20 protein-coding genes and 1 tRNA gene are annotated in these 19,226 nt (G+C 39.6%); 11 read left to right on the top strand and 10 right to left on the bottom strand.

Annotated features, from left to right (window positions below; genetic code table 11):
* The first annotated feature begins 6 nt into the window (after positions 1-6).
* The 6 genes from hisB to E0E36_RS14195 all read left to right on the top strand — a co-directional run bounded on the left by hisB (position 7) and on the right by E0E36_RS14195 (position 4,908).
* The gene (hisB, locus tag E0E36_RS14220; protein ID WP_242627218.1) at positions 7-1,164 is read left to right on the top strand and encodes a bifunctional histidinol-phosphatase/imidazoleglycerol-phosphate dehydratase HisB; all 1,158 of its coding nucleotides are present in this window, start codon (positions 7-9) and stop codon (positions 1,162-1,164) included.
* Positions 1,165-1,272: 108 nt separating this feature from the next.
* The gene (gene hisH / locus E0E36_RS14215; protein ID WP_130856496.1) at positions 1,273-1,863 is read left to right on the top strand and encodes an imidazole glycerol phosphate synthase subunit HisH; all 591 of its coding nucleotides are present in this window, start codon (positions 1,273-1,275) and stop codon (positions 1,861-1,863) included.
* 12 nt (positions 1,864-1,875) lie between these two features.
* The gene (locus E0E36_RS14210) at positions 1,876-2,625 is read left to right on the top strand and encodes a 1-(5-phosphoribosyl)-5-[(5-phosphoribosylamino)methylideneamino]imidazole-4-carboxamide isomerase (protein WP_130856495.1); all 750 of its coding nucleotides are present in this window, start codon (positions 1,876-1,878) and stop codon (positions 2,623-2,625) included.
* Entirely contained in the window at positions 2,595-3,383 is a 789-nt protein-coding gene (hisF, locus tag E0E36_RS14205) for an imidazole glycerol phosphate synthase subunit HisF (RefSeq protein ID WP_013668334.1), read from the top strand. The genes E0E36_RS14210 and hisF overlap by 31 nt, the downstream gene beginning before the upstream one ends.
* A gap of 17 nt (positions 3,384-3,400) precedes the next feature.
* Positions 3,401-3,988 (top strand): bifunctional phosphoribosyl-AMP cyclohydrolase/phosphoribosyl-ATP diphosphatase HisIE, encoded by a 588-nt coding sequence (hisIE, locus tag E0E36_RS14200; RefSeq protein WP_130856494.1) that lies wholly within the window; start codon positions 3,401-3,403, stop codon positions 3,986-3,988.
* Positions 3,989-3,990: 2 nt separating this feature from the next.
* Positions 3,991-4,908: a WD40 repeat domain-containing protein gene (locus tag E0E36_RS14195; protein WP_130856493.1), complete on the top strand. Its 918-nt coding sequence runs from the start codon at positions 3,991-3,993 to the stop codon at positions 4,906-4,908.
* Here E0E36_RS14195 and E0E36_RS14190 read toward each other — a convergent pair.
* The 7 genes from E0E36_RS14190 to E0E36_RS14160 form a co-directional block, all read right to left on the bottom strand.
* Entirely contained in the window at positions 4,901-5,665 is a 765-nt protein-coding gene (locus E0E36_RS14190; RefSeq protein ID WP_130856492.1) for a hypothetical protein, read from the bottom strand. The genes E0E36_RS14195 and E0E36_RS14190 overlap by 8 nt on opposite strands.
* A gap of 82 nt (positions 5,666-5,747) precedes the next feature.
* Complete coding sequence (locus E0E36_RS14185) at positions 5,748-7,712, bottom strand: M1 family metallopeptidase (protein WP_130856491.1); 1,965 nt, start codon at positions 7,710-7,712, stop codon at positions 5,748-5,750.
* Positions 7,713-7,847: 135 nt separating this feature from the next.
* Positions 7,848-8,192 (bottom strand): arsenate reductase, encoded by a 345-nt coding sequence (locus E0E36_RS14180; RefSeq protein WP_130856490.1) that lies wholly within the window; start codon positions 8,190-8,192, stop codon positions 7,848-7,850.
* A gap of 61 nt (positions 8,193-8,253) precedes the next feature.
* Positions 8,254-8,814: an aminoacyl-tRNA hydrolase gene (gene pth, locus E0E36_RS14175; RefSeq protein WP_013668340.1), complete on the bottom strand. Its 561-nt coding sequence runs from the start codon at positions 8,812-8,814 to the stop codon at positions 8,254-8,256.
* Between the two features lie 68 nt (positions 8,815-8,882).
* The gene (locus E0E36_RS14170; protein ID WP_013668341.1) at positions 8,883-9,470 is read right to left on the bottom strand and encodes a 50S ribosomal protein L25/general stress protein Ctc; all 588 of its coding nucleotides are present in this window, start codon (positions 9,468-9,470) and stop codon (positions 8,883-8,885) included.
* A 90-nt stretch (positions 9,471-9,560) separates the two neighbouring features.
* Complete coding sequence (locus E0E36_RS14165) at positions 9,561-10,517, bottom strand: ribose-phosphate pyrophosphokinase (protein ID WP_013668342.1); 957 nt, start codon at positions 10,515-10,517, stop codon at positions 9,561-9,563.
* 67 nt (positions 10,518-10,584) lie between these two features.
* Positions 10,585-10,655: transfer RNA gene (locus tag E0E36_RS14160), tRNA-Gln, on the bottom strand.
* A gap of 283 nt (positions 10,656-10,938) precedes the next feature.
* Here E0E36_RS14160 and E0E36_RS14155 point away from each other — a divergent pair.
* On the top strand, positions 10,939-13,974 hold the full coding sequence (locus E0E36_RS14155) for a glycosyltransferase family 117 protein (RefSeq protein ID WP_130856489.1): 3,036 nt from the start codon (positions 10,939-10,941) through the stop codon (positions 13,972-13,974).
* Positions 13,975-14,038: 64 nt separating this feature from the next.
* Here the strand turns inward: E0E36_RS14155 and E0E36_RS14150 are convergent, their stop codons facing one another.
* Both E0E36_RS14150 and E0E36_RS14145 read right to left on the bottom strand, forming a co-directional pair.
* Entirely contained in the window at positions 14,039-15,223 is a 1,185-nt protein-coding gene (locus E0E36_RS14150; RefSeq protein ID WP_207303764.1) for a C1 family peptidase, read from the bottom strand.
* 189 nt (positions 15,224-15,412) lie between these two features.
* Positions 15,413-15,934 carry a hypothetical protein gene (locus E0E36_RS14145; protein WP_013668345.1) on the bottom strand — a complete coding sequence of 174 codons (522 nt, stop codon included), beginning with the start codon at positions 15,932-15,934 and terminating at the stop codon, positions 15,413-15,415.
* A 250-nt stretch (positions 15,935-16,184) separates the two neighbouring features.
* On the opposite strand from E0E36_RS14145, the gene E0E36_RS14140 reads away from it, so the two are divergent.
* From E0E36_RS14140 to E0E36_RS14125, 4 genes are all read left to right on the top strand, one after another.
* Positions 16,185-16,535, top strand: a complete 351-nt coding sequence (locus E0E36_RS14140; RefSeq protein WP_013668346.1) for a hypothetical protein — start codon at positions 16,185-16,187, stop codon at positions 16,533-16,535.
* 5 nt (positions 16,536-16,540) lie between these two features.
* Positions 16,541-17,443 carry a lysylphosphatidylglycerol synthase transmembrane domain-containing protein gene (locus E0E36_RS14135; RefSeq protein ID WP_130856487.1) on the top strand — a complete coding sequence of 301 codons (903 nt, stop codon included), beginning with the start codon at positions 16,541-16,543 and terminating at the stop codon, positions 17,441-17,443.
* Positions 17,444-17,520: 77 nt separating this feature from the next.
* Positions 17,521-18,225, top strand: a complete 705-nt coding sequence (locus E0E36_RS14130; RefSeq protein ID WP_013668348.1) for an SDR family NAD(P)-dependent oxidoreductase — start codon at positions 17,521-17,523, stop codon at positions 18,223-18,225.
* A 78-nt stretch (positions 18,226-18,303) separates the two neighbouring features.
* Entirely contained in the window at positions 18,304-18,822 is a 519-nt protein-coding gene (locus E0E36_RS14125; RefSeq protein WP_130856486.1) for a hypothetical protein, read from the top strand.
* A gap of 50 nt (positions 18,823-18,872) precedes the next feature.
* On the opposite strand, the gene E0E36_RS14120 is transcribed toward E0E36_RS14125, so the two are convergent.
* Complete coding sequence (locus tag E0E36_RS14120; RefSeq protein ID WP_130856485.1) at positions 18,873-19,223, bottom strand: single-stranded DNA-binding protein; 351 nt, start codon at positions 19,221-19,223, stop codon at positions 18,873-18,875.
* Between the last annotated feature and the right edge of the window lie 3 nt (positions 19,224-19,226).

Raw genomic sequence — 19,226 nt, 5'->3', positions numbered from 1 at the left:
TAAAGAATGATCGATAATATGGCTAGTAGCAATAATAAAAAGCGAATTTTGTTCATCGACCGCGATGGAACATTGATTATTGAACCGGAAGATGAACAGATAGATTCCTTTGAGAAACTTAAATTTTATCCTGGGGCATTACAATACTTACCCCGGATAGCCAAAGAATTGGACTATGAATTAGTTTTAGTGACTAATCAAGACGGTTTAGGTACCGATTCGCATCCTGAAGCCAATTTTTGGCCTGTACACCGCTTCATTATGGAAACTTTCGCCGGTGAAGGCGTGCACTTTAGCAAAGAGCACATCGATCGTACTTTTCCACATGAACAAGCGGAAACCAGAAAACCAGGCATCGGTATGCTAAAAGAGTATTTTGATACCGAAAAGTATGATTTAGCGAACTCCTATGTGATAGGTGATCGGATTAACGATGTGCGTCTTGCACAGAATCTAGGTGCAAAGGCTATCTGGTTACGAAATAACGACGCACTTGGAGCAAATGAAAACCTTCTCGTTGATGCCGGTGTTATTGCCTTAGAAACAACCGAGTTCAAAAAAGTGTATGAATTTTTGAAAGTTGGCAATCGCGCGGCGGTGCATCAACGAACAACGAATGAAACAGATATTTACGTCTCTGTCAACTTGGATGGGAAAGGTCAAGCGGCAATCGAAACAGGTCTTCCATTTTTCGATCATATGCTTGATCAATTAGCTCGCCACGGTAGCATGGACTTGACGATAAAGACAAAGGGCGATCTTCACATCGACGAGCATCACACAATCGAAGATACTGCCTTGGCATTGGGAGAAACGATATTGAAAGCACTGGGTGATAAAAGAGGCATCGAACGATATGGTTTTTGTTTACCGATGGATGATTGCCTGGCACAAGTAGCTTTGGATTTCGGGGGAAGGAACTGGCTGGTATGGGAGGCGGAATTTAAACGCGAAAAAATAGGTGAAATGCCTACAGAAATGTTTATCCACTTTTTTAAATCCTTTTCAGATGCAGCTAAATGTAATCTGAACATTAAAGCAGAAGGACAAAATGAGCATCACAAAATCGAGGCAATTTTTAAGGCTTTTGCCAAAGCGATTAAAATGGCGGTAAAAAGGGATCCCGACCGAATGGAACTTCCCAGTACGAAAGGTGTGCTTTAAAGGTTTAGGGTGTAAGGTGTAGGATGAATGTAGCGGTTTGAGTAGATAGTAATAATATTGGTAATTTTTTAGAGCTGATAGCTGTGTGCTAAAGGCGAATAGCTAAACATGATTGGAATAATAAACTACGGTGCGGGCAACATTTTTTCGTTGACTGCCGCGCTCGATCGGCTGAGCTTAAAATATGGTATGGTTAATGCAGGAGATAATATGGATCGATATAGTCACATTATTATACCCGGCGTTGGCCATGCAGGAGCCGCCATGCAGAAACTGCAAACATCTGGACTAGTTAATTCGATAAAGGCTCTGACAAAACCGGTGTTGGGAATTTGCGTCGGCATGCAATTACTGACGCGCCATTCGGAAGAAGGAAATGCTCAATTATTGCATATTATGGATATTGACACACTGCATTTTGCTCATAAGATCCCCTATAAAGTTCCTCACATGGGATGGAATAGCGTGAATTCAAGTTATGATAATAACCTTTTTAAAGGAATACCGGCTGATGCATATTTTTATTTTGTCCACTCTTATTTTATCGAATATAATCCTACTTTTACACTCGCTTATACAACGTATGGTCTTAAGTTTTCTTCAGCTATACAGTTTAACAATTTTTATGGAGTCCAATTTCACCCTGAAAAATCAGGAGAAGCAGGAGAACAATTATTAAAAAATTTTTGTGCAATCTAATCAAGAAAAGTCATGTATATTATTCCAGCAATCGATATATTGGATAAAAAGGTAGTTCGTTTACGAGAAGGTAAATACGATGATATTACCACCTATGATATCAGTTTGGAGGAGATGATAGAAAAATATCAGTCGAACGGCACCGAATTTGTACATATTATTGATCTCAATGGCGCAAAAGGCGATTTCAGCAATCAACAGTATCTTTTTGACATTATCAAAAAAACCGACATGAAGGTTCAGTACGGCGGTGGGGTCAGAAGCATCGATAAGGTTAAGGAATTGATTGACTCCGGTATACATCGCGTCATCGTTGGAACGCAAGCCATCACCAATCCGGAGTTTTTAGATGAGCTTAGCCACCTTTACTGTAATGGAATCAAATGTTCCGATCACATTGTAGTTGCTATAGACGTACTAGACGAGGTCATTAAATATTCGGGCTGGATGGAAAGTTCACCTTTAAAGTTAATCGATTATATAGACAGATGCCTTGGTTTGGGCTTCTTCAGGTTCCTTTGCACAGACATCAACAAGGACGGAAAACTTGGCGGAGCGGGTATTGATTTGTATAAAAAACTTTTAGATCACTCCCCTATCATCAAATTAATTGCCTCCGGTGGTATCAGTTCCATGGATGATATCAAAGCCCTCGACGAACTTCGGATAGAAGCATGTGTTGTTGGAAAAGCCATATACGAAAATAGAATAAGTATTGAAGAGATAAAAGAATGGAACCTTCGCTCACTGATCAATTTTTAAATACGGGCGTTGCTAAGCGTATTATCCCTTGCTTGGATGTAAAGGATGGGAGAACCGTTAAAGGAGTTAACTTTGTCGATTTACGCGATGCGGGTGATCCAGTTGAGCTGGCATGGCAATATTCCAAGCAAGATGCTGATGAATTGGTTTTTCTGGATATAACCGCCACGCACGAAAAACGCAAGACAACGATTGATATGGTCAAAGCCGTTGCGAGAAATGTGAATATTCCTTTTACCATTGGCGGAGGCATACATGAGATTGGCGATGCAGATATATTATTAAATTCCGGTGCAGATAAAATTTCCATTAATTCTGCAGCTGTTAGAAATCCAGGATTAATCGACGAACTGGCCGATGCATTTGGTATTCAATTCGTTGTTGTCGCTATTGACACGAAGTACGTTGACGGCAAAAATTATGTTCACCTCAATGGTGGACGGATAAAAACGGATATCCTTACAGAAGAGTGGATAAAGGAGGCCGAAAGCAGAGGCGCCGGCGAAATATTACTCACATCCATGGACCATGACGGAACAAAGAATGGTTTTGATTGCAAGTTACTCCGTACTGTTAATCAAAGCTTAAGTATACCTATTATTGCCTCCGGCGGAGCGGGCAATCAACAACATTTTGTAGATGTTTTCTTAGAAACACAGGTAGATGCTGCTTTAGCAGCTTCCGTTTTTCACTATGGGGAAATTCGTATACCTGACCTGAAGGGAACACTGAGAGCACATGGTATAGAAGTCCGTTAATGTAATTTATTTTAAAAATGCTAGATTTTAATAAAGGAGCAGGCTTAGTTCCCGCTGTCATTCAGGATTATCAAACATTAGAAGTACTTATGCTGGGTTACATGAATGAAGAGGCATGGGAAAAGACGCAAAAAGAACAACGTGTCACCTTCTTCTCACGCACTAAGAATCGCTTATGGACAAAGGGAGAAGAAAGCGGTAATTACTTAGAGCTGGTTGAAGCGTCTGTTGATTGTGATAACGACACCCTACTAATTAAGGTAAATCCAAAAGGCCCAACCTGTCATACCGGATCTAGAAGTTGCTTCAAAACTGATTTTAATCAAAATTTCATTTTTCAATTAGAAAAAATTATTGATGATCGCTTTATCAATCCTAATGAAAGTTCTTATGTAAACAAACTGCGGGACAAAGGCATTAATAAAATCGCGCAAAAAGTGGGAGAAGAAGCTATAGAGACCGTTATAGCTGCACTGAAAGAATCAGACATGGATTTTATTAACGAATCATCAGACCTGATCTTTCATTTACTTGTTCTATTGAGAGAAAAAAACATCCCCTTGGTACGTATTGCTGAGAATTTAGCTAAACGGCATCATAAATAGTCATGAACAGAATAGAGGTTAATAAGAAATATACTTTATCAGGGCATCAAAATCCGATCTTTGCCGTTGAGACGGGAAGTACTCCCTCTATGCTGTTCACGGCAGGCAATGACAAAGGTGTGGTGGAATGGGATCTCGATGTAGGTAAATTTAAAAGAATACTCCTCCCTGTAAAAAGCTCTGTATATGCGCTGCACTACCTTCCTGCCGGCAAATTACTAGCCATTGGCGAAAGAAGCGGTTTGGTGACTATTGTGGATGTTGAAAAACATTTGGTGGTGGCTAGACTGCAACATCACGAAAAGCCGATTTTCGGGATACAGGCCTTCCTTACAAAACCTGAGCTGATTGTGTCGTCAGAAGATGGTACGGTATCTGTCTGGGACACTGTGAATTTCAAGTTGCTATATCATTTCAATGTGTCTGCAGAAACGGTCCGCTGCATTGCACTTAACCGCACCGAAGATACCATCGCGTTCGGTGCAAAAGACAGTAAAATAAGATTATTTCATGCCCGGGACTATCTGCAATTTCAAGAAATCAATGAGCATAGTGCCGCCATTACTGCACTCACATTTTCTCCCGATGGCAACTTTCTATTAACCGGCGGACGCGATGCACAATTAAATGTATTCGAGACAAAAGATTTTTTATTAAATAGAAATATCACGGCACATATGTTCAGCATTTATGGCATCGCTTACCACCCAAGCTTTCCCTTATTTACTACCGCGAGCCGCGATAAAAGCATTAAGATATGGCGCGCCACGGATTATTCCTTAATGAAAAATATTAGTTTGGAAAAAGGGTACGAAACACATCGTTTATCGATAAATAATATAACCTGGATCAACGATCATACCTTCGCCTCAGTAAGCGATGATAAAATGGTCCTTATTTGGAATACAGAGCTTATTTAGCACGCTTTTCGGGTTCCTTATTATCCAGCTTAATTTTCTCCTTGGCCGCGGAGCTTAAATCTTTATACTTATTATAAGAATCCATAATGTATAGACGGAGGGTCTCGTCATTCGCTTCCTGAATGAATGACGCTTTCGGACGATATTTTGCCATAAATAAGCTCAAATCTTCTCCTCTTAATGGTGTCAAGCTTGTAATCAACTCCTCTGTAAATCGCGCATCTATAATCCGATTATTACTTTCTACTTCCAACATTCTATATTGTCTTCGGGCGTTACGAGCGCCCTTCCCAAATATGCGCGAGGGAGAAAAACCAATTCCTCCCATACGCTGTGTACCATTTGCGCTACTTCCTCCTGAAACTGTATTCGCAAACTGCCCTTCTTTTCTCAAACGTTCTTTCTCTTCGGCAATCCGGCTATTAGTCAAAGCGTTAATATTGACCTCATCCAACATTCGAGGATCGTTAACGGAGGTGAGGTATACTCTTTTTAAAGCAAAATCTGTTACTACTAAACTGTCCGTACGGTAACCTGGGTAAGAAAACACCAAAATATCATCCTTATCGGCTCGAAGAGAAAATTCCCCTGATCTATTACTACGTGTACTATCATGTTTATTTAAATTCTTCACCGAAACCTCCGGCATTAGCTCGTTGCTCTTATACTCCAAGACAATCCCTCTAAAACGATCCTGAGCACTTACGGTAATAACACTAGCCAATAGCAAGGAAAATAATATAAAAGGCTTTATCATATATTCAATGAATCTGGTATTTTCAGGTACAAACTAAACAGTTTTTGGCGAAAAGTGTTAGCTAAAACATAAAATTTAACATTTATTGCACATCGGTCCAATTATTATTGGCAGGATTAATGTCCGGAAAAACTTTATCAGGATCAATAACAACCGATTTAAGCCTTTCATTTGTAGCCACTTTAAATGAGAATGTCTGATTTCTTTCCCAAATTTCTACCGGAAGCTTTATCCGCTGCTTGTTACCGTTTGCTGATACAATTTCAACTATGAGCGGCATAGGCATTTCCTCGAGATTGGAAACGGTGATGATCGCACCTTTGGCAGGATCGTTTTCTACATATTTCACGCCTTCAACCGCTTGATCCAATTTCCAATTATACTGAAACCATGACCGCCAAAACCAACTTAAATTTTCGCCTGCCACGTTCTCGATGGTTCTAAAGAAATCAAATGGTGTAGGGTGTTTATAGGCCCAATAGTCAATATAAGTTTTAAAAGCCCTATCGAAGCGTTCCTCGCCCAATATATGTTCGCGCAAAATTGTTAATGCCAACTGCGGCTTCCTGTAGGCAAGTGTCCCTATATTACTTTCCTTCATATTTTGTGGAGACGACATAATAGGTTCAACGTCATCGCTAAAATAAACACGCGCCAAATCATGTCCATTGTATTTCGCTGTTCTGTATTCACCGTTATTAAACGCTTCTTTTGATAGGGTATTGATAAAGCTATTGAATCCTTCATCCATCCAGGCATACAGACGCTCGTTACTTCCCACAATCATAGGAAACCAGATATGACCAAATTCGTGGTCTGTTACGCCCCACAGGCTGCTTGCTTTGGCGGTGCTTCTACAGAAAACAATTCCCGGATACTCCATCCCTCCTATGTTCGAGGCAACATTTACGGCAATCGGATAAGGATAGGGATACCATTTGCTTGAATAATATTCTATAGATGATTTCGTATATTCTGTTGATCGTTCCCAAGCATTATTACCATTACTTTCCATCGGATAGGCAGACACGGCCATTGATGTTTGTCCGTTAGGTAAGTTAATTTTTGCGGCATCAATAATAAACGAGCTCGATGAAGCCCAAGCAATATCTCTGCTACGATTAAGTCTAAATCGCCAAGTCAGTTCTTTTTTGCCCTGTGGCCTGGATGTTGGGTTTGTCACTTCTTCACCGGAACGGATCATAACAGTTTTATCGCTTTTTTTAGCTTTTTCCCATCTTTTTAGCTGCTCCTCGGTATAGACTTCATCGGGATTTAACAGCTCTCCTCCACAAACGACAATATGTTTGCTAGGAGCCGTAATTTCAACATTGAAATCACCGTATTCTAAATAAAATTCGCCCGGACCTGTATAAGGCTGTACATTCCAGCCTAACACATCATCATAAACAGCCATTCTGGGATACCATTGTGCAATGGCGAAAATATCCCCATGGGCAGTTTGCAGTATGCCGGTTCTATCTGCGCCATAATCCGGTATCGTATAGCGATAATGGATGGCAAGCTTGGTGTTTCCTCCCGTTGCGTCCAAAGCTTCCGGTAAGAAAACTTGCATTCTTGTATCATTGACCTGATAAGCTATACTCTTACCATCGGCTCCTTTAACAGCCTCAATCGTATAGCCTCCGTCAAAAGGTGTATCATGTGAACCGTATCTGCTTTTTCCTACCGGAACGATCTGTGCCCCGCGACTCTTTTTCGAGAAAAGGTTTTGATCCAATTGTAACCACAGGAAGTCAAGCCTATCCGGACTGTTATTGGTATAATCTAAATATACAACGCCTTCTATCTCTTTGCGTTCCTCATTCAAGCGAACTTTTATTGTATAATTAACACGATTCTGCCAATATTTTACGCCAGGTTTCCCGCTAGCTGACCGATATTCGTTTCCATTTTGGGTATAAAAGATCGGGGCAAAGGCTTTTTCATAATCGTATTTGCTTGGCGCAGGGACAGTCTGACCAAAGGAGGTCCCTATCGTAAGAATAAAAGCAATGAGCGCAATGAAGGGTTGTTGTTTTAGCATACTTATAAATCGAAAAATAATTTGTAAGGCAAAAATTTGCCTTGGCTTTGACTATAAGCCGCTAATATAACTTTATTTTTAAGGCTGCCTATAAAAATAAAGGCTTAAAATATCTATTTTAAGCCTTTGTAACAATTATTTTAGTTTATCTTGGTATTCCTTTTCGTCAAACCCAAGAATCAGGCCTTTCGGCGATTCAATAACCGGTCTCTTAATAACGCTGGTTTTTGCTTGCATCAATTTATTGGCCGTTTGCTGATCTATGACTGCCGTTTTTTCCGCATCGCTTAAACTTCGCCAAGTTGTACCTTTTTTATTTACTAAGGATTCCCAGCTCACTTCCTTTTCCCAACGTGCTAAAGTATCTTCACTGACACCTAACTTCTTGAAATCCTGAAATTCGTAAGAAACGTGGTTCTTATTTAACCAATCCAATGCTTTCTTTACCGTGTTGCAGTTTTTGATTCCGTAAACTTTCATATTTTTAATATTTAACACTTAGGTATTAGCTAATGGCTAAGCCCTACAGCTTTAACTACAGTTATTTATTAAAATTTGTCATTGTCAATTCCAAGCCTACCGTTACGAAACTCTTAATTGCTTCCACGGAATGTGCAATAAGTGCCGGTAAGTCGGCTTTTTCTTCTTGATCGAATGGTCCTAAAACATAATCTATTTGCCGCCCCTTTGGGTAGTTATCACCAATACCAAAGCGCAAACGTGGGTATTGCTGTCCTCCACAAAGAGCTTCGATATTTTTGAGTCCGTTATGTCCGGCAGCACTCCCTTTCGGTTTGATACGAACGCTTCCAAAAGGTATAGCTAAGTCATCCACAATAACCAAAACATTGGAAATAGGTATTTTAAGCTCATGCATCCAATAGTTAACGGCCTTTCCACTCAAGTTCATGTAAGTAGTGGGCTTAATGACATGAACGGTTCTACCCTTATGTTTAAATTCCGAATAAAAAGCATATTTCAAGGTAGAATACCCGGCACCAAATTCTTTTACGAGTTCATCCGCTACCATAAAACCTATATTATGTCTTGTGTCCGCGTATTCCTGCCCGATATTACCTAAACCAACGATTAAATATTTCATTTTTACCCTATAAAAAAAGCATCCGATGCTGATCACCGGATGCTTTTGGTAAATTCTTAAAAAGATTTTTATTTTTTACCGGCTTTAGCAGCTTCCTGTTCAGCTTGTTTTAATGCACGCGACATAATTACTGAAACGATCGTATCATCAGCATTGTTAAGGATTTTAGCATTCTTAACTTCCACCGCACCGACACGTACTGACTTACCTACTTCTAATGACTCCAAGCTTACTTCAATTACTTGAGGCATATCTTTAGGTAAGGCTTTTACACGTAATTTACGCAATTTCTGAACCAACTTACCTCCCATTTTTACACCGGGTGATGTGCCTGTCAAGGCAATAGGAATATTCATTGATACAGCTTTATCATCACTTAAAGCCAAAAAGTCAACGTGAATAATTTGATCCGTAAGCGGATGATATTGTGCTTCTTGAACGATTGCTTGATACTTCTTTCCGCTAATTTCAAGATCTACGAAATTAACTTCAGGTGTATAAATCAAAGGTTTCAAATCAGCTGCGGACACAGCGAAGTGATATTGTTCACCACCTCCGTAAAGAACAGCAGGCACCTTACCGGCGTAGCGTAATTCTTTTGCGTCTCTTTTCCCTACGTTCTCTCTAGGAGAACCGCTAATAGCAATTGATTTCATTTATTTCTATTTATTTATTTTTTATACGTCTAGAATATAATGATATACTCCGTTTTTCAAGGCTGCAAAGATAGAAAAAATTTTGATCGATTATCTATTTTGATCAAAAATTTTGAACAGATCACTTATTGATCCGTGCTCATTGATGTTTGTTATCGCACGTGCAAATAAGTCAGCCGTCGATAACACCTTGATTTTGCTGCTCTCTCCCTTTAAAGGAATTGTATCGGTAACGATCAATTCGCTTAATACCGAGTTCTCTACCGTCTCGTAAGCCTTGCCGGAAAGGACGGGATGCGTACATACAGCCCGTACGCTGCTGGCACCATTTTCCATGATGAGGGAAGCTGCTTTTGACAAAGTACCGGCGGTATCGCAAATATCATCTATTAACACAATATCTTGCCCCGTTACATCGCCGATAATAGACATTGATTCAATCTCATTCGCCCGCTTGCGCTGTTTATCGCAAATAACCACTTCGGCATTAAAGTATTTGGCGAAGGTTCGCGCTCGGTAAGAACCGCCCATGTCAGGCGAAGCTATTGTAAGATTGGGAAGATTCAGCGATTTTATATAAGGCACAAAAATACTCGCCGCATCTAAGTGGTCAACAGGTATATCGAAGAAACCTTGAATTTGAGCGGCATGCAGATCCATTGTCATAATCCGATGAGCCCCCGCAGCTGTCAACAAATTTGCGATCATCTTCGCTCCTATAGCCACCCGAGGTTTATCTTTGCGATCCTGACGGGCAAACCCAAAATAGGGCACCACTGCCGTTATATAGTGGGCAGATGCTCTTTTTGCAGCATCAATCATTAAAAGCAATTCAAATAAGTTATCAGTGGGCTGATAGGTAGACTGAATCAAAAATACGTCGCTACCACGAACCGATTCGTTATAAAAAGGCTGGAATTCACCATCACTAAAGCGAGACAAAGTCATCTCACCTAATTCCTTTCCATAAGCTTGAGAGATTTTTTGAGCCAGTTCTTTGCTACCAGATCCGGCAAATAATTTAACCGTGTTAAATTGAAGAGGCATGAGTGCGGGTTTGGTGTTTAAAAAAATTCGGGCCGTTTTAAAACGACCCGAGTTCTCTTTTGTTATGTTGCCCGACCAGGATTCGAACCTAGACAAACTGAACCAAAATCAGTTGTACTACCTTTATACTATCGGGCAATCCTTTGTGTTTATCAGCCTTCTGCCGTAAACGGAGTGCAAATATAAAGCGATATTCTAAATACTCAAAATATTTTATTCATTTTTTTTCGCTTTTTTAGCACCTACTTGAATATCAAGCGGATTTTTTTCACTACCCCTTTTTTTACTTTTTACTTTTTAATTTTTCCTTTATATCAATACTAATACTTATTTTCGGCACTTAATTGTATTATAATGATATATTATGCGTTTATCCTAACAAGGTATGGGCATAAAAGAATGAAATAAACAATAGTAACTGATGGATTATAACAAAACAAACAATTTACTTGGATGGATAACATTTATGGTGTCCACCTTAGTTTATGTGTTAACCCTAGAACCTACAGCCAGTTATTGGGACTGTGGTGAATTTATCGCAGCGGCCTATAAGATGCAGATTGTGCATCAGCCCGGCGCCCCACTTTTTTTGATGTTGCAAAATATCTTTAGCAATTTGGCTTTCGGCAATAAAGAGTCCATTGCCTATTGGATGAACTTTGGGTCTGCTGTTTCCAGTGGCTTAACCATTCTGTTCTTGTTTTGGACCATCACCGCGTTAGCGCGTAAAGTACTATGGAGAAGCGGTACAGAACTTACACAGGGGAATCTCATTCAAATTATGGGTGCAGGCCTTGTGGGCGCTCTGGCTTATTCCTTTTCAGACACTTTTTGGTTTTCTGCTGTGGAGTCCGAAGTGTACGCTATGTCCTCACTGTGTACTGCTATCGTGTTCTGGGCAATCTTGAAATGGGAAGCTCATGCAGAGGAACCCCGTGCCGATAAATGGCTATTATTAATAGCTTATGTAATGGGGCTTTCTATTGGTGTTCACTTGCTCAATTTGTTAACCATTCCGGCATTGGCACTGGTCGTTTATTTTAAACGGGTTAAAAGTCCGACTAATAGCGGTGTTTTTAAAACCCTTCTTATCGGCTGTGTTATTGTGGCATTTGTACTATGGGGAATCATTCAGTACTTAATCAAGTTTGCCGCCTATTTTGACCTTTTCTTTGTCAACACATTGGGCCTGGGCTTTGGTACCGGTGTTGTATTCTTTGCTTTATTGGTAATAGGAGGCTTGACATTTGGCATATTCCACTCAATTAAAAAAGCAAAACCCCGGCTCAATCTTATTTTGCTGGGCATATGCTTTATTATTTTTGGATATGGTTCTTTTGCTATGATTTTAGTACGTGCAAAAGCTGATCCAAGCTTAAACAATAGTGATCCCGATAATGCATTTTCATTTTTGGGTTATCTTAATCGCGAACAATATGGTGAAGAACCACTATTGAAAGGACCCTACTTTACCTCAAAAATTATTGATCGGAAGGAAGGGGGCAACAGTTATATCAAAGGCGAAGAAAAGTATGAGAATATAGGAAAAAAATACAGTTATGTTTATGATCGCGAAACCATATTCCCGCGTATTTATAGTAATGATCCGGGAAGAGGGCATCCGCAATTTTACAGAAGCTGGTTAAACTTGGGAGAGAACGACCAACCGACTTTCGGGAACAACCTCAGTTTCTTTTTCACTTACCAAGTCGGACATATGTATGCCCGCTATTTTTTCTGGAATTTTGTTGGAAGACAAAATGATCAAAAAGGTGACGGCAGCTTCACCGAAGGGAATTGGATTACGGGTATCAAACCAATTGACCAAGCCCGCCTAGGTGGCCAGGACGCACTACCTGAATCATTAAAAACAGATCCCTCGAATAACAAATTTTATGGATTGCCTCTAATTCTAGGTATAATTGGCGCATTATGGCACTTTAAGCGTCATCAAAAAGATGCCGGTATTGTTGGTCTGCTCTTTTTCTTTACCGGTTTGGCTATTGTACTTTATCTTAACCAAACGCCACTCCAACCACGCGAACGCGATTATGCGTATGCAGGATCTTTTTACGCTTTTGCTATTTGGATCGGATTAGGCGTCATTGGCCTGGCTGATATGCTACAGAAGAGAACCAATGCCAAAACAGCAGGCATCGCGGCTACGCTCATTGGCTTACTCGCAGCTCCTGTTTTAATGGCGAAAGAAGGTTGGGATGATCACGATCGCTCTACTAAATATGTAGCAAGGGATCTCGCAAAAGATTATTTGCAATCCTGTGCGCCTAACGCTATTTTGTTTACATATGGAGACAATGACACCTACCCGCTTTGGTATGTGCAGGAAGTTGAAAATTTCAGACCCGACGTCCGCATTGTTAATCTTAGTTTATTGAGCGCAGATTGGTATGTACGCCAAATGAAAGAAAAAGTGAACGAAGCGGATGCCCTGCCTATCACTATGAAGGATAGTCAGTTTAAACAAGGAACACGTGATGGTTTATCTTTTATGGATGCCGGATTCAAGCAACCGATTGAATTAAGCTCCGTTCTGGACGTTTTGTTGTCCGACAATCCAAATGATCAAGTTGAATACCAAGATGGTAGTCGGTCAAACTATCTGTTTACCAAAAACTTTAAACTGACGGTAAATAAGGCTGACGTTTTGAAAAACAAGGTAGTTCCTACAAAATGGGATAATAATATTGTGGATACAATGGTTTGGACCTATAATAAGGATTTTGTATCTAAAGCAGAATTGGCCATGTTTGATATTTTGGTACATAACAACTGGAAACGGCCGATCTATTTTGCTACAACCGTACCTAACAGTAACTATTTGGGTCTTGACAACTACCTGATTAATGAAGGTTTCGCATTACGACTCATGCCGGTTAAATTTAATAAGACGGAAGAGCAGATGCGGATGGGAGAAACTGTAAATGTCGATGCCCTCTATGATAATACGATGAATAAATTTGTATGGGGCAATATGGCCAAGGCACGTTATCTTGATCATGAGTCTTATGGAATGCTTTCTTTGATTATCAACAACTTCAGTACACTTAGCCAGACTTTATATGAAGATGGGCGCAAGGAGGAAGCTAAAAAGGTATTGGAAAGATGCTTAGCTGTGGTTCCGAAACGTATTTACTCACTTGGCCAATCAAGGGTGCTATATTTCTTGTCTCGACAATTGTATCAGGTTGGTATGACTGATAAAGCAAATGCACTCTTGGAACAAAATGGCAAATATGTAGATGAGCTTCTGCGGTATTACATCGCAATTGCAAACACAAAGCCCAATTTAGAAATGCAAAATATTCAAATCGGCACACAGATTATCTACAGTTCAGCGGAACTTGCTAAAGAGTATAAACAAAGCAAACAAGCAAAGTCTTTGGAAGACGCCTTAAACAATATCGAAAAGCTATTTTCGGGAACTCCCCAAGGCTAAGAAAAAAGCGCCTATCGCATTTGTCGATAGGCGCTTTTTTTTCTAAGCAGCATAATTGAACAAGCTACAATCCTAATTTTTTAGCTATATCTTTAGGCAAGCCCCCTTTGTGCAACATAAACGCAGTGGTTTTAAATTGGACAAAGGCTTTGGTCACGTAAAGATAACCGTTATAATCGTTTGATACACCCCACGAATTTTTCACTATATAATACTCCTTACCATTTTGATCTTTGGCTAAACCCACGATATGCATTCCATGATCATCCGTGGTAGAATAATCGTCAAAAGCTTGTTGCCTCAAATCTTCCGTTATGGCCAGTTCAGGCTTCGGACCATTGAACATAGTCGCCTTCTCTTCCTCCGTCATTTTTTCATAAGCTTTCTCGGGCACATAAGCCACGCCGTTTTTCCAACTGAACCCTTTCTCACTTACATCTGTAGCCCAACCTACCGTATACCCATTTTTTAATGCATGATCGATAATAGCAGTGATATCGGTCATTGAAACATTATAAACTTGATCAAAAGACCAATTGTCTGGAATCAGAAGCGTAAATTTACTATAATAAGGATGGTCTTTAAAAGAAGAAAGCTCTATATAGTCATCCGCATTTAAGCCGATCACTTCTTTAGCAAAGGATTTTGGTGTATAACTTTTCCCTTTGTAATTGAACGTTTCAGGAACTTTCCCTAAATAAGTATCAATTGTATTGGTATAGGCACTGATCCAATTGGGCGTTAACTTACCATTCGGATTTTTCACAACCGCAGCTAATATGGCATCTGTCATCGCGCTCATTTCTGCCAACTTGTTCCCCTCCGTTCCATAATTTAATCCGGTATATACGTCACGAGGCACCGCACCATATTTACGATACATATTGATCACATCGTGCAGTTGCCCGCCTTCGCCCAAACTCAAACCACCATGTAAACGAACATAATTTTTGCCTTTCTCAATATATACATTTCTTGCGGTAAATAATTGAGATATTTCTACCGGCTCTCGCCCATTTCTGATCATTTCAGACTCAAGGAAGGAATTTCCTGAATAACTCCAACATGTACCCGATGACCCTTGATTCTTTACAGATGTATTTTGCAGGTTGATTACTTCTGTAAACTTAAATCCGAATTTACTGCTGTCGCTTCGGTTGTTCTGAAGCGCCCTCACCAGATTGTCTTGTGCAAAGCTCTGCCCACTGCCTGCGATAAAGAAGGCCGCGGCAACGACGAGCGTTTTCATATTAAATTTTAGCATGTGTGAAATATGTTTAGGGCCGTAAATGTAGAATTTTAGGAAACAAACTACAAGAAGAGGTTGATATATTGGAAGGTTCGTGGTAAAATGTGCTTATTCACGATACCCAAAAAAGAACAAAAGCCCTGTAACTTAATTGCTTACAGAGCTTTGTAAAATCTTTATTAAGCTAACTTAGCGTTTACTGAATTTAAATTCCAAAAACGAGTCGTTATTACCTCCCGTATTTACGGGCATTTGTAAAGTAAATGTTTGCTCATCTGCATAAGCCAAATCCAACCGGTAACCTTCAGTTACATTTTTAGCTTTTTCTCCGGGATAAAGCTTTTTAAATTGAAATTGAGCCTCTCCCCCATTTTCAGGTTCATAAATCGACCAAAAAATGTCTCGTGTTGCACCAGGTGCGCAAAGTTCACCATCAGTTGAGAACGTAATGGTGCCTTTTCCATTAGCGATCAAGTTCCAAGTACTTCCTATAAAGCAATCAATCGGTGCTTCATCAAAAATACGCTTCACATTAGCGCCTGAGGGAAAGTTCTTTTTCTCAACACTATTAAGTACCCATTGTCCCTTCACACCTCTCTTCCATTGTCCGGAACTAGGCGAGGATGACGATACTGCTTGTTTCGAGGATGAACAACCAACGAAAAAGAACAGAAAGGGCACTAAAATTAAAAGTTTCAAAGTTGTTTTCATTCTTACTAGTTATTAATGGTAAAGTACTCACTAAAGATTACTCCGATTGCGATACGAATCGCATCCGATAGCCGTTTATTCTTTAGTGATAGATTTTAATCTTAATACAATAAAGTTGTACATTTGTTTCCTTTGTAAAGGTTTCAGTAATAAAAAACGCAACGCAAATATATAGCATTGTGCAGCTTTTTAAAATTATTATCGCTCGATTTAATTATAGGCAGCTGCAAAAAAATAACAAAATAAGTACATGAAGTCTAGTTCTAAGAAATCCATATCCAAAAATCATACCATAAGTAAATTTGTTTCCAAATTATTGGTACGCCTTTTTATCCTTATCTTGGCAGCAGCTGTTATCCCTGTTTTTGTAGACGATGAGATCGGCGCAAAAATGGAAACTACTTACGTGTATATTGAAAACAAATGGGTCTTTGTATTTCCGTTAATCTTATTTTTAAGCTTTTTAACCTTATTAATCTTAACAGGAAGGGCTCGCCACGAAAAAACAGACCTCAACTGGATGCTCTCGCTAAACACCTTACTTCTGATCATTTATGTAATCATGCTCTTTATCCGCTTAGCTCCTCTGATCTATAAATAGCCCCAATGACCAAACAGACACTCTGGACTACTTCCAAATTACTCTTAAAATTTGCCGTTACCGCCCTGGCCTTATATTTAGTATTTACTAAAGTAAGTTTGAACGACTTGAAGGAAGTTTTCACAAAATCTGACCCTTTGTTTCTCTTCCTTGGCTTTTTGAGCTTCTTTATTTCGATTGTTATCTCCGCATGGCGGCTAAATACGTTTTTCAAAGGCATTAACCTCAATCTTCCGGAGTTATACAATTTCAAATTGTACTTGTTGGGTATGTTCTATAACATATCATTACCCGGTGGTATAGGTGGCGATGGTTACAAAATATACTTTTTGCGTAAAAAATATCAAGTAAAAGGGAGAAAGTTACTGTCATGCGTTTTTTTTGACAGACTAAGTGGTTTATGGGCTCTCTGTCTGATAACTGCTGCACTCGTTATTTTCATTCCAAAACTTGGCATTCCCAATTGGATCCCCATTTTCGTAGTCATCATCGGAACGATTATATATTATTTAATTATGCGCCGATTTTTTAATGACTATGCCTATTCATTTACTTTCAAGCACCTCAAGGCATTGGGTGTTCAATCGCTACAGGTAATTTGCGCGATATGCATTTTGTATGGACTACATTTCGAAGGCAAATTCTCTCCTTACCTATTGCTCTTTTTGCTTTCGCAAATTGTTGCGGTGATTCCTTTGTCAATAGGCGGATTAGGAGCAAGGGAAGTCGTATTTATGTATGGGTCAGATTTTTTCCATTTAGACTCCCACCGTGCGATCTTGATCAGTTTAATATCATACTTTATATCAGCAATTATATCCTTGCTGGGCTCCTATTTCACCTTTCATCCGAAAGCCTTGGGAGAGGAAAAGCTTCCCGAAACCAATGAGATAGATTTAGCCGACTAAGGAAAAGAATATTAACTTTATATAAACATTTACAGCACTGGAATGTAGTGCATAGTAGGTGAAAACTAGTGTTAAATATGAATATAGTAATAACGGGTGCGAGCAGCGGTGTAGGATTTGAAGCCGTTTTGGAGCTAATCTTACGAAATGAACATCATGTCGTGGCTTTGGCCCGATCACATGATAAGCTAAAAAAGCTGTTCGAAATAGCTAAAGGTCTAAATCCCGATTGCAATATATATCCGGCAAGATTTGACATCGTCCATGATGACTATGAGTCGGGTCTGTTGCCGTTTATTGTAGAAAAAATAGGTCATGTTGATATATTAATTAACAACGCCGGGGTTCTCATCAATAAATCTTTTGAAGAAACGAGCACGATTGATTTTGCAGAAATGTTACAAACAAATGTTTTAGGACATGTAAAAATGATTAAGCACCTTTGTCCAATCATGCCGGCTGGAAGCCATATCTTAAATATCGGCAGCATGGGCGGATTTCAGGGTAGCGTAAAATTTCCAGGCCTGGCAGCCTACTCGGCGAGTAAAGCGGCACTTCATACACTGACAGAGTGCTTGGCCGTTGAATTTGCAGAGAGAAAGATTCACATCAACTGTCTCGCACTGGGGTCGGCACAAACAGAAATGCTTGAAAAAGCGTTCCCTGATTACCAATCACCGATTGCTGCTTTTGAAATGGGTAAATATATTGCGGATTTTGCATTGACCGGACATAAGTTTTTTAATGGGAAAGTATTACCGGTGGCGGTTACAACACCATAAAATGCAATGATGATCTGCAAGTTCTAGACGCTTGCAAGTCAGTATCAAAAGGAATTTTTGGACTTTAGTAAAAATCACATGAGAGCAAAAAAGTCATTCACAAGAATTATCATTATAACAATGATGTCCTTTTTAATTTTCGCTTGTCGAAACGAACAAGAGAATAAAGCTAATCGAACTAGCTCAGACACCGTTGATACAGCGAAAACTATTTCCTCAGCGAGCAAAACGCTGACCTTGCCCTTTATTGCTGTTGTTGACTCAAATACAACACGCATAGAGCTACAGGCGAATCCACAGAAGAGTAAAGTTCCTTTAAATAAAGAAGAACTTGCTGAAGCACTAAATATCAAATATCCTGAAATTAAATTAGAACTTGGAAAAACCAGCCACGATACGTTATTAGTCAATATTCCAAGTGCTACTTTTTTGACGCAGCAAATGGGAACAACCGGTGCTCTTACTTACCTGGCAGAAGCAACGTATGCTTTTACTGACTTAGCAAATATTAAAGTGGTAAATTTTGTATTCAAAGAGGGGGATCATGCTGTTCCCGGCCCGTATACTCGTAAGAGTTTTAATACAAAAAACATTTAATTTTTATGCAATTGTCCCACTAGGACCATAGCGGGACAATGCTCCGATAGCTATTCAGAATGCGTTTCCATCTTACGAATTGCCTGCACCTCATTGACAACGATTTCCGTGGCATATCTGATTACCCCTTCTTTATCCGTGTAGCTTCGATTGATTAATCTTCCTTCGATGGATATTTCACTTCCCTTATCCAAACTTTTTTCAACAAAGGAAGCTTCTTTCCCCCAAAAAACCAGTTGATGCCATTGAGTATCCGTTAACCATTCTCCTTCTTGATTTTTGTAACGCTCGTTGGTTGCAAGTGATACACGCGCTAAACATTTGTTATCGCCAAATTTTTTAATAACAGGTTTATTCCCTAAAAAGCCTGTCAATCTTACGCTGTTTTTTAAAGTGCTCATAAT

It is taken from the genome of Olivibacter jilunii (assembly GCF_900607235.1).
GTDB classification, from domain to species: Bacteria; Bacteroidota; Bacteroidia; order Sphingobacteriales; family Sphingobacteriaceae; genus Olivibacter; species Olivibacter oleidegradans.
This window is presented reverse-complemented; position numbering and strand designations above follow the sequence as displayed.

Excerpts from the sequence above, each read along its gene's own strand:
- hisB (WP_242627218.1), top strand. The coding sequence starts at position 7 with ATGATCGATAATATGGCTAGTAGCAATAATAAAAAGCGAATTTTGTTC.
- hisH (WP_130856496.1), top strand. The coding sequence starts at position 1,273 with ATGATTGGAATAATAAACTACGGTGCGGGCAACATTTTTTCGTTGACT.
- E0E36_RS14210 (WP_130856495.1), top strand. The coding sequence starts at position 1,876 with ATGTATATTATTCCAGCAATCGATATATTGGATAAAAAGGTAGTTCGT.
- hisF (WP_013668334.1), top strand. The coding sequence starts at position 2,595 with ATGGAACCTTCGCTCACTGATCAATTTTTAAATACGGGCGTTGCTAAG.
- hisIE (WP_130856494.1), top strand. The coding sequence starts at position 3,401 with ATGCTAGATTTTAATAAAGGAGCAGGCTTAGTTCCCGCTGTCATTCAG.
- E0E36_RS14195 (WP_130856493.1), top strand. The coding sequence starts at position 3,991 with ATGAACAGAATAGAGGTTAATAAGAAATATACTTTATCAGGGCATCAA.
- E0E36_RS14190 (WP_130856492.1), bottom strand. The coding sequence starts at position 5,665 with ATGATAAAGCCTTTTATATTATTTTCCTTGCTATTGGCTAGTGTTATT.
- E0E36_RS14185 (WP_130856491.1), bottom strand. The coding sequence starts at position 7,712 with ATGCTAAAACAACAACCCTTCATTGCGCTCATTGCTTTTATTCTTACG.
- E0E36_RS14180 (WP_130856490.1), bottom strand. The coding sequence starts at position 8,192 with ATGAAAGTTTACGGAATCAAAAACTGCAACACGGTAAAGAAAGCATTG.
- pth (WP_013668340.1), bottom strand. The coding sequence starts at position 8,814 with ATGAAATATTTAATCGTTGGTTTAGGTAATATCGGGCAGGAATACGCG.
- E0E36_RS14170 (WP_013668341.1), bottom strand. The coding sequence starts at position 9,470 with ATGAAATCAATTGCTATTAGCGGTTCTCCTAGAGAGAACGTAGGGAAA.
- E0E36_RS14165 (WP_013668342.1), bottom strand. The coding sequence starts at position 10,517 with ATGCCTCTTCAATTTAACACGGTTAAATTATTTGCCGGATCTGGTAGC.
- E0E36_RS14155 (WP_130856489.1), top strand. The coding sequence starts at position 10,939 with ATGGATTATAACAAAACAAACAATTTACTTGGATGGATAACATTTATG.
- E0E36_RS14150 (WP_207303764.1), bottom strand. The coding sequence starts at position 15,223 with ATGAAAACGCTCGTCGTTGCCGCGGCCTTCTTTATCGCAGGCAGTGGG.
- E0E36_RS14145 (WP_013668345.1), bottom strand. The coding sequence starts at position 15,934 with ATGAAAACAACTTTGAAACTTTTAATTTTAGTGCCCTTTCTGTTCTTT.
- E0E36_RS14140 (WP_013668346.1), top strand. The coding sequence starts at position 16,185 with ATGAAGTCTAGTTCTAAGAAATCCATATCCAAAAATCATACCATAAGT.
- E0E36_RS14135 (WP_130856487.1), top strand. The coding sequence starts at position 16,541 with ATGACCAAACAGACACTCTGGACTACTTCCAAATTACTCTTAAAATTT.
- E0E36_RS14130 (WP_013668348.1), top strand. The coding sequence starts at position 17,521 with ATGAATATAGTAATAACGGGTGCGAGCAGCGGTGTAGGATTTGAAGCC.
- E0E36_RS14125 (WP_130856486.1), top strand. The coding sequence starts at position 18,304 with ATGAGAGCAAAAAAGTCATTCACAAGAATTATCATTATAACAATGATG.
- E0E36_RS14120 (WP_130856485.1), bottom strand. The coding sequence starts at position 19,223 with ATGAGCACTTTAAAAAACAGCGTAAGATTGACAGGCTTTTTAGGGAAT.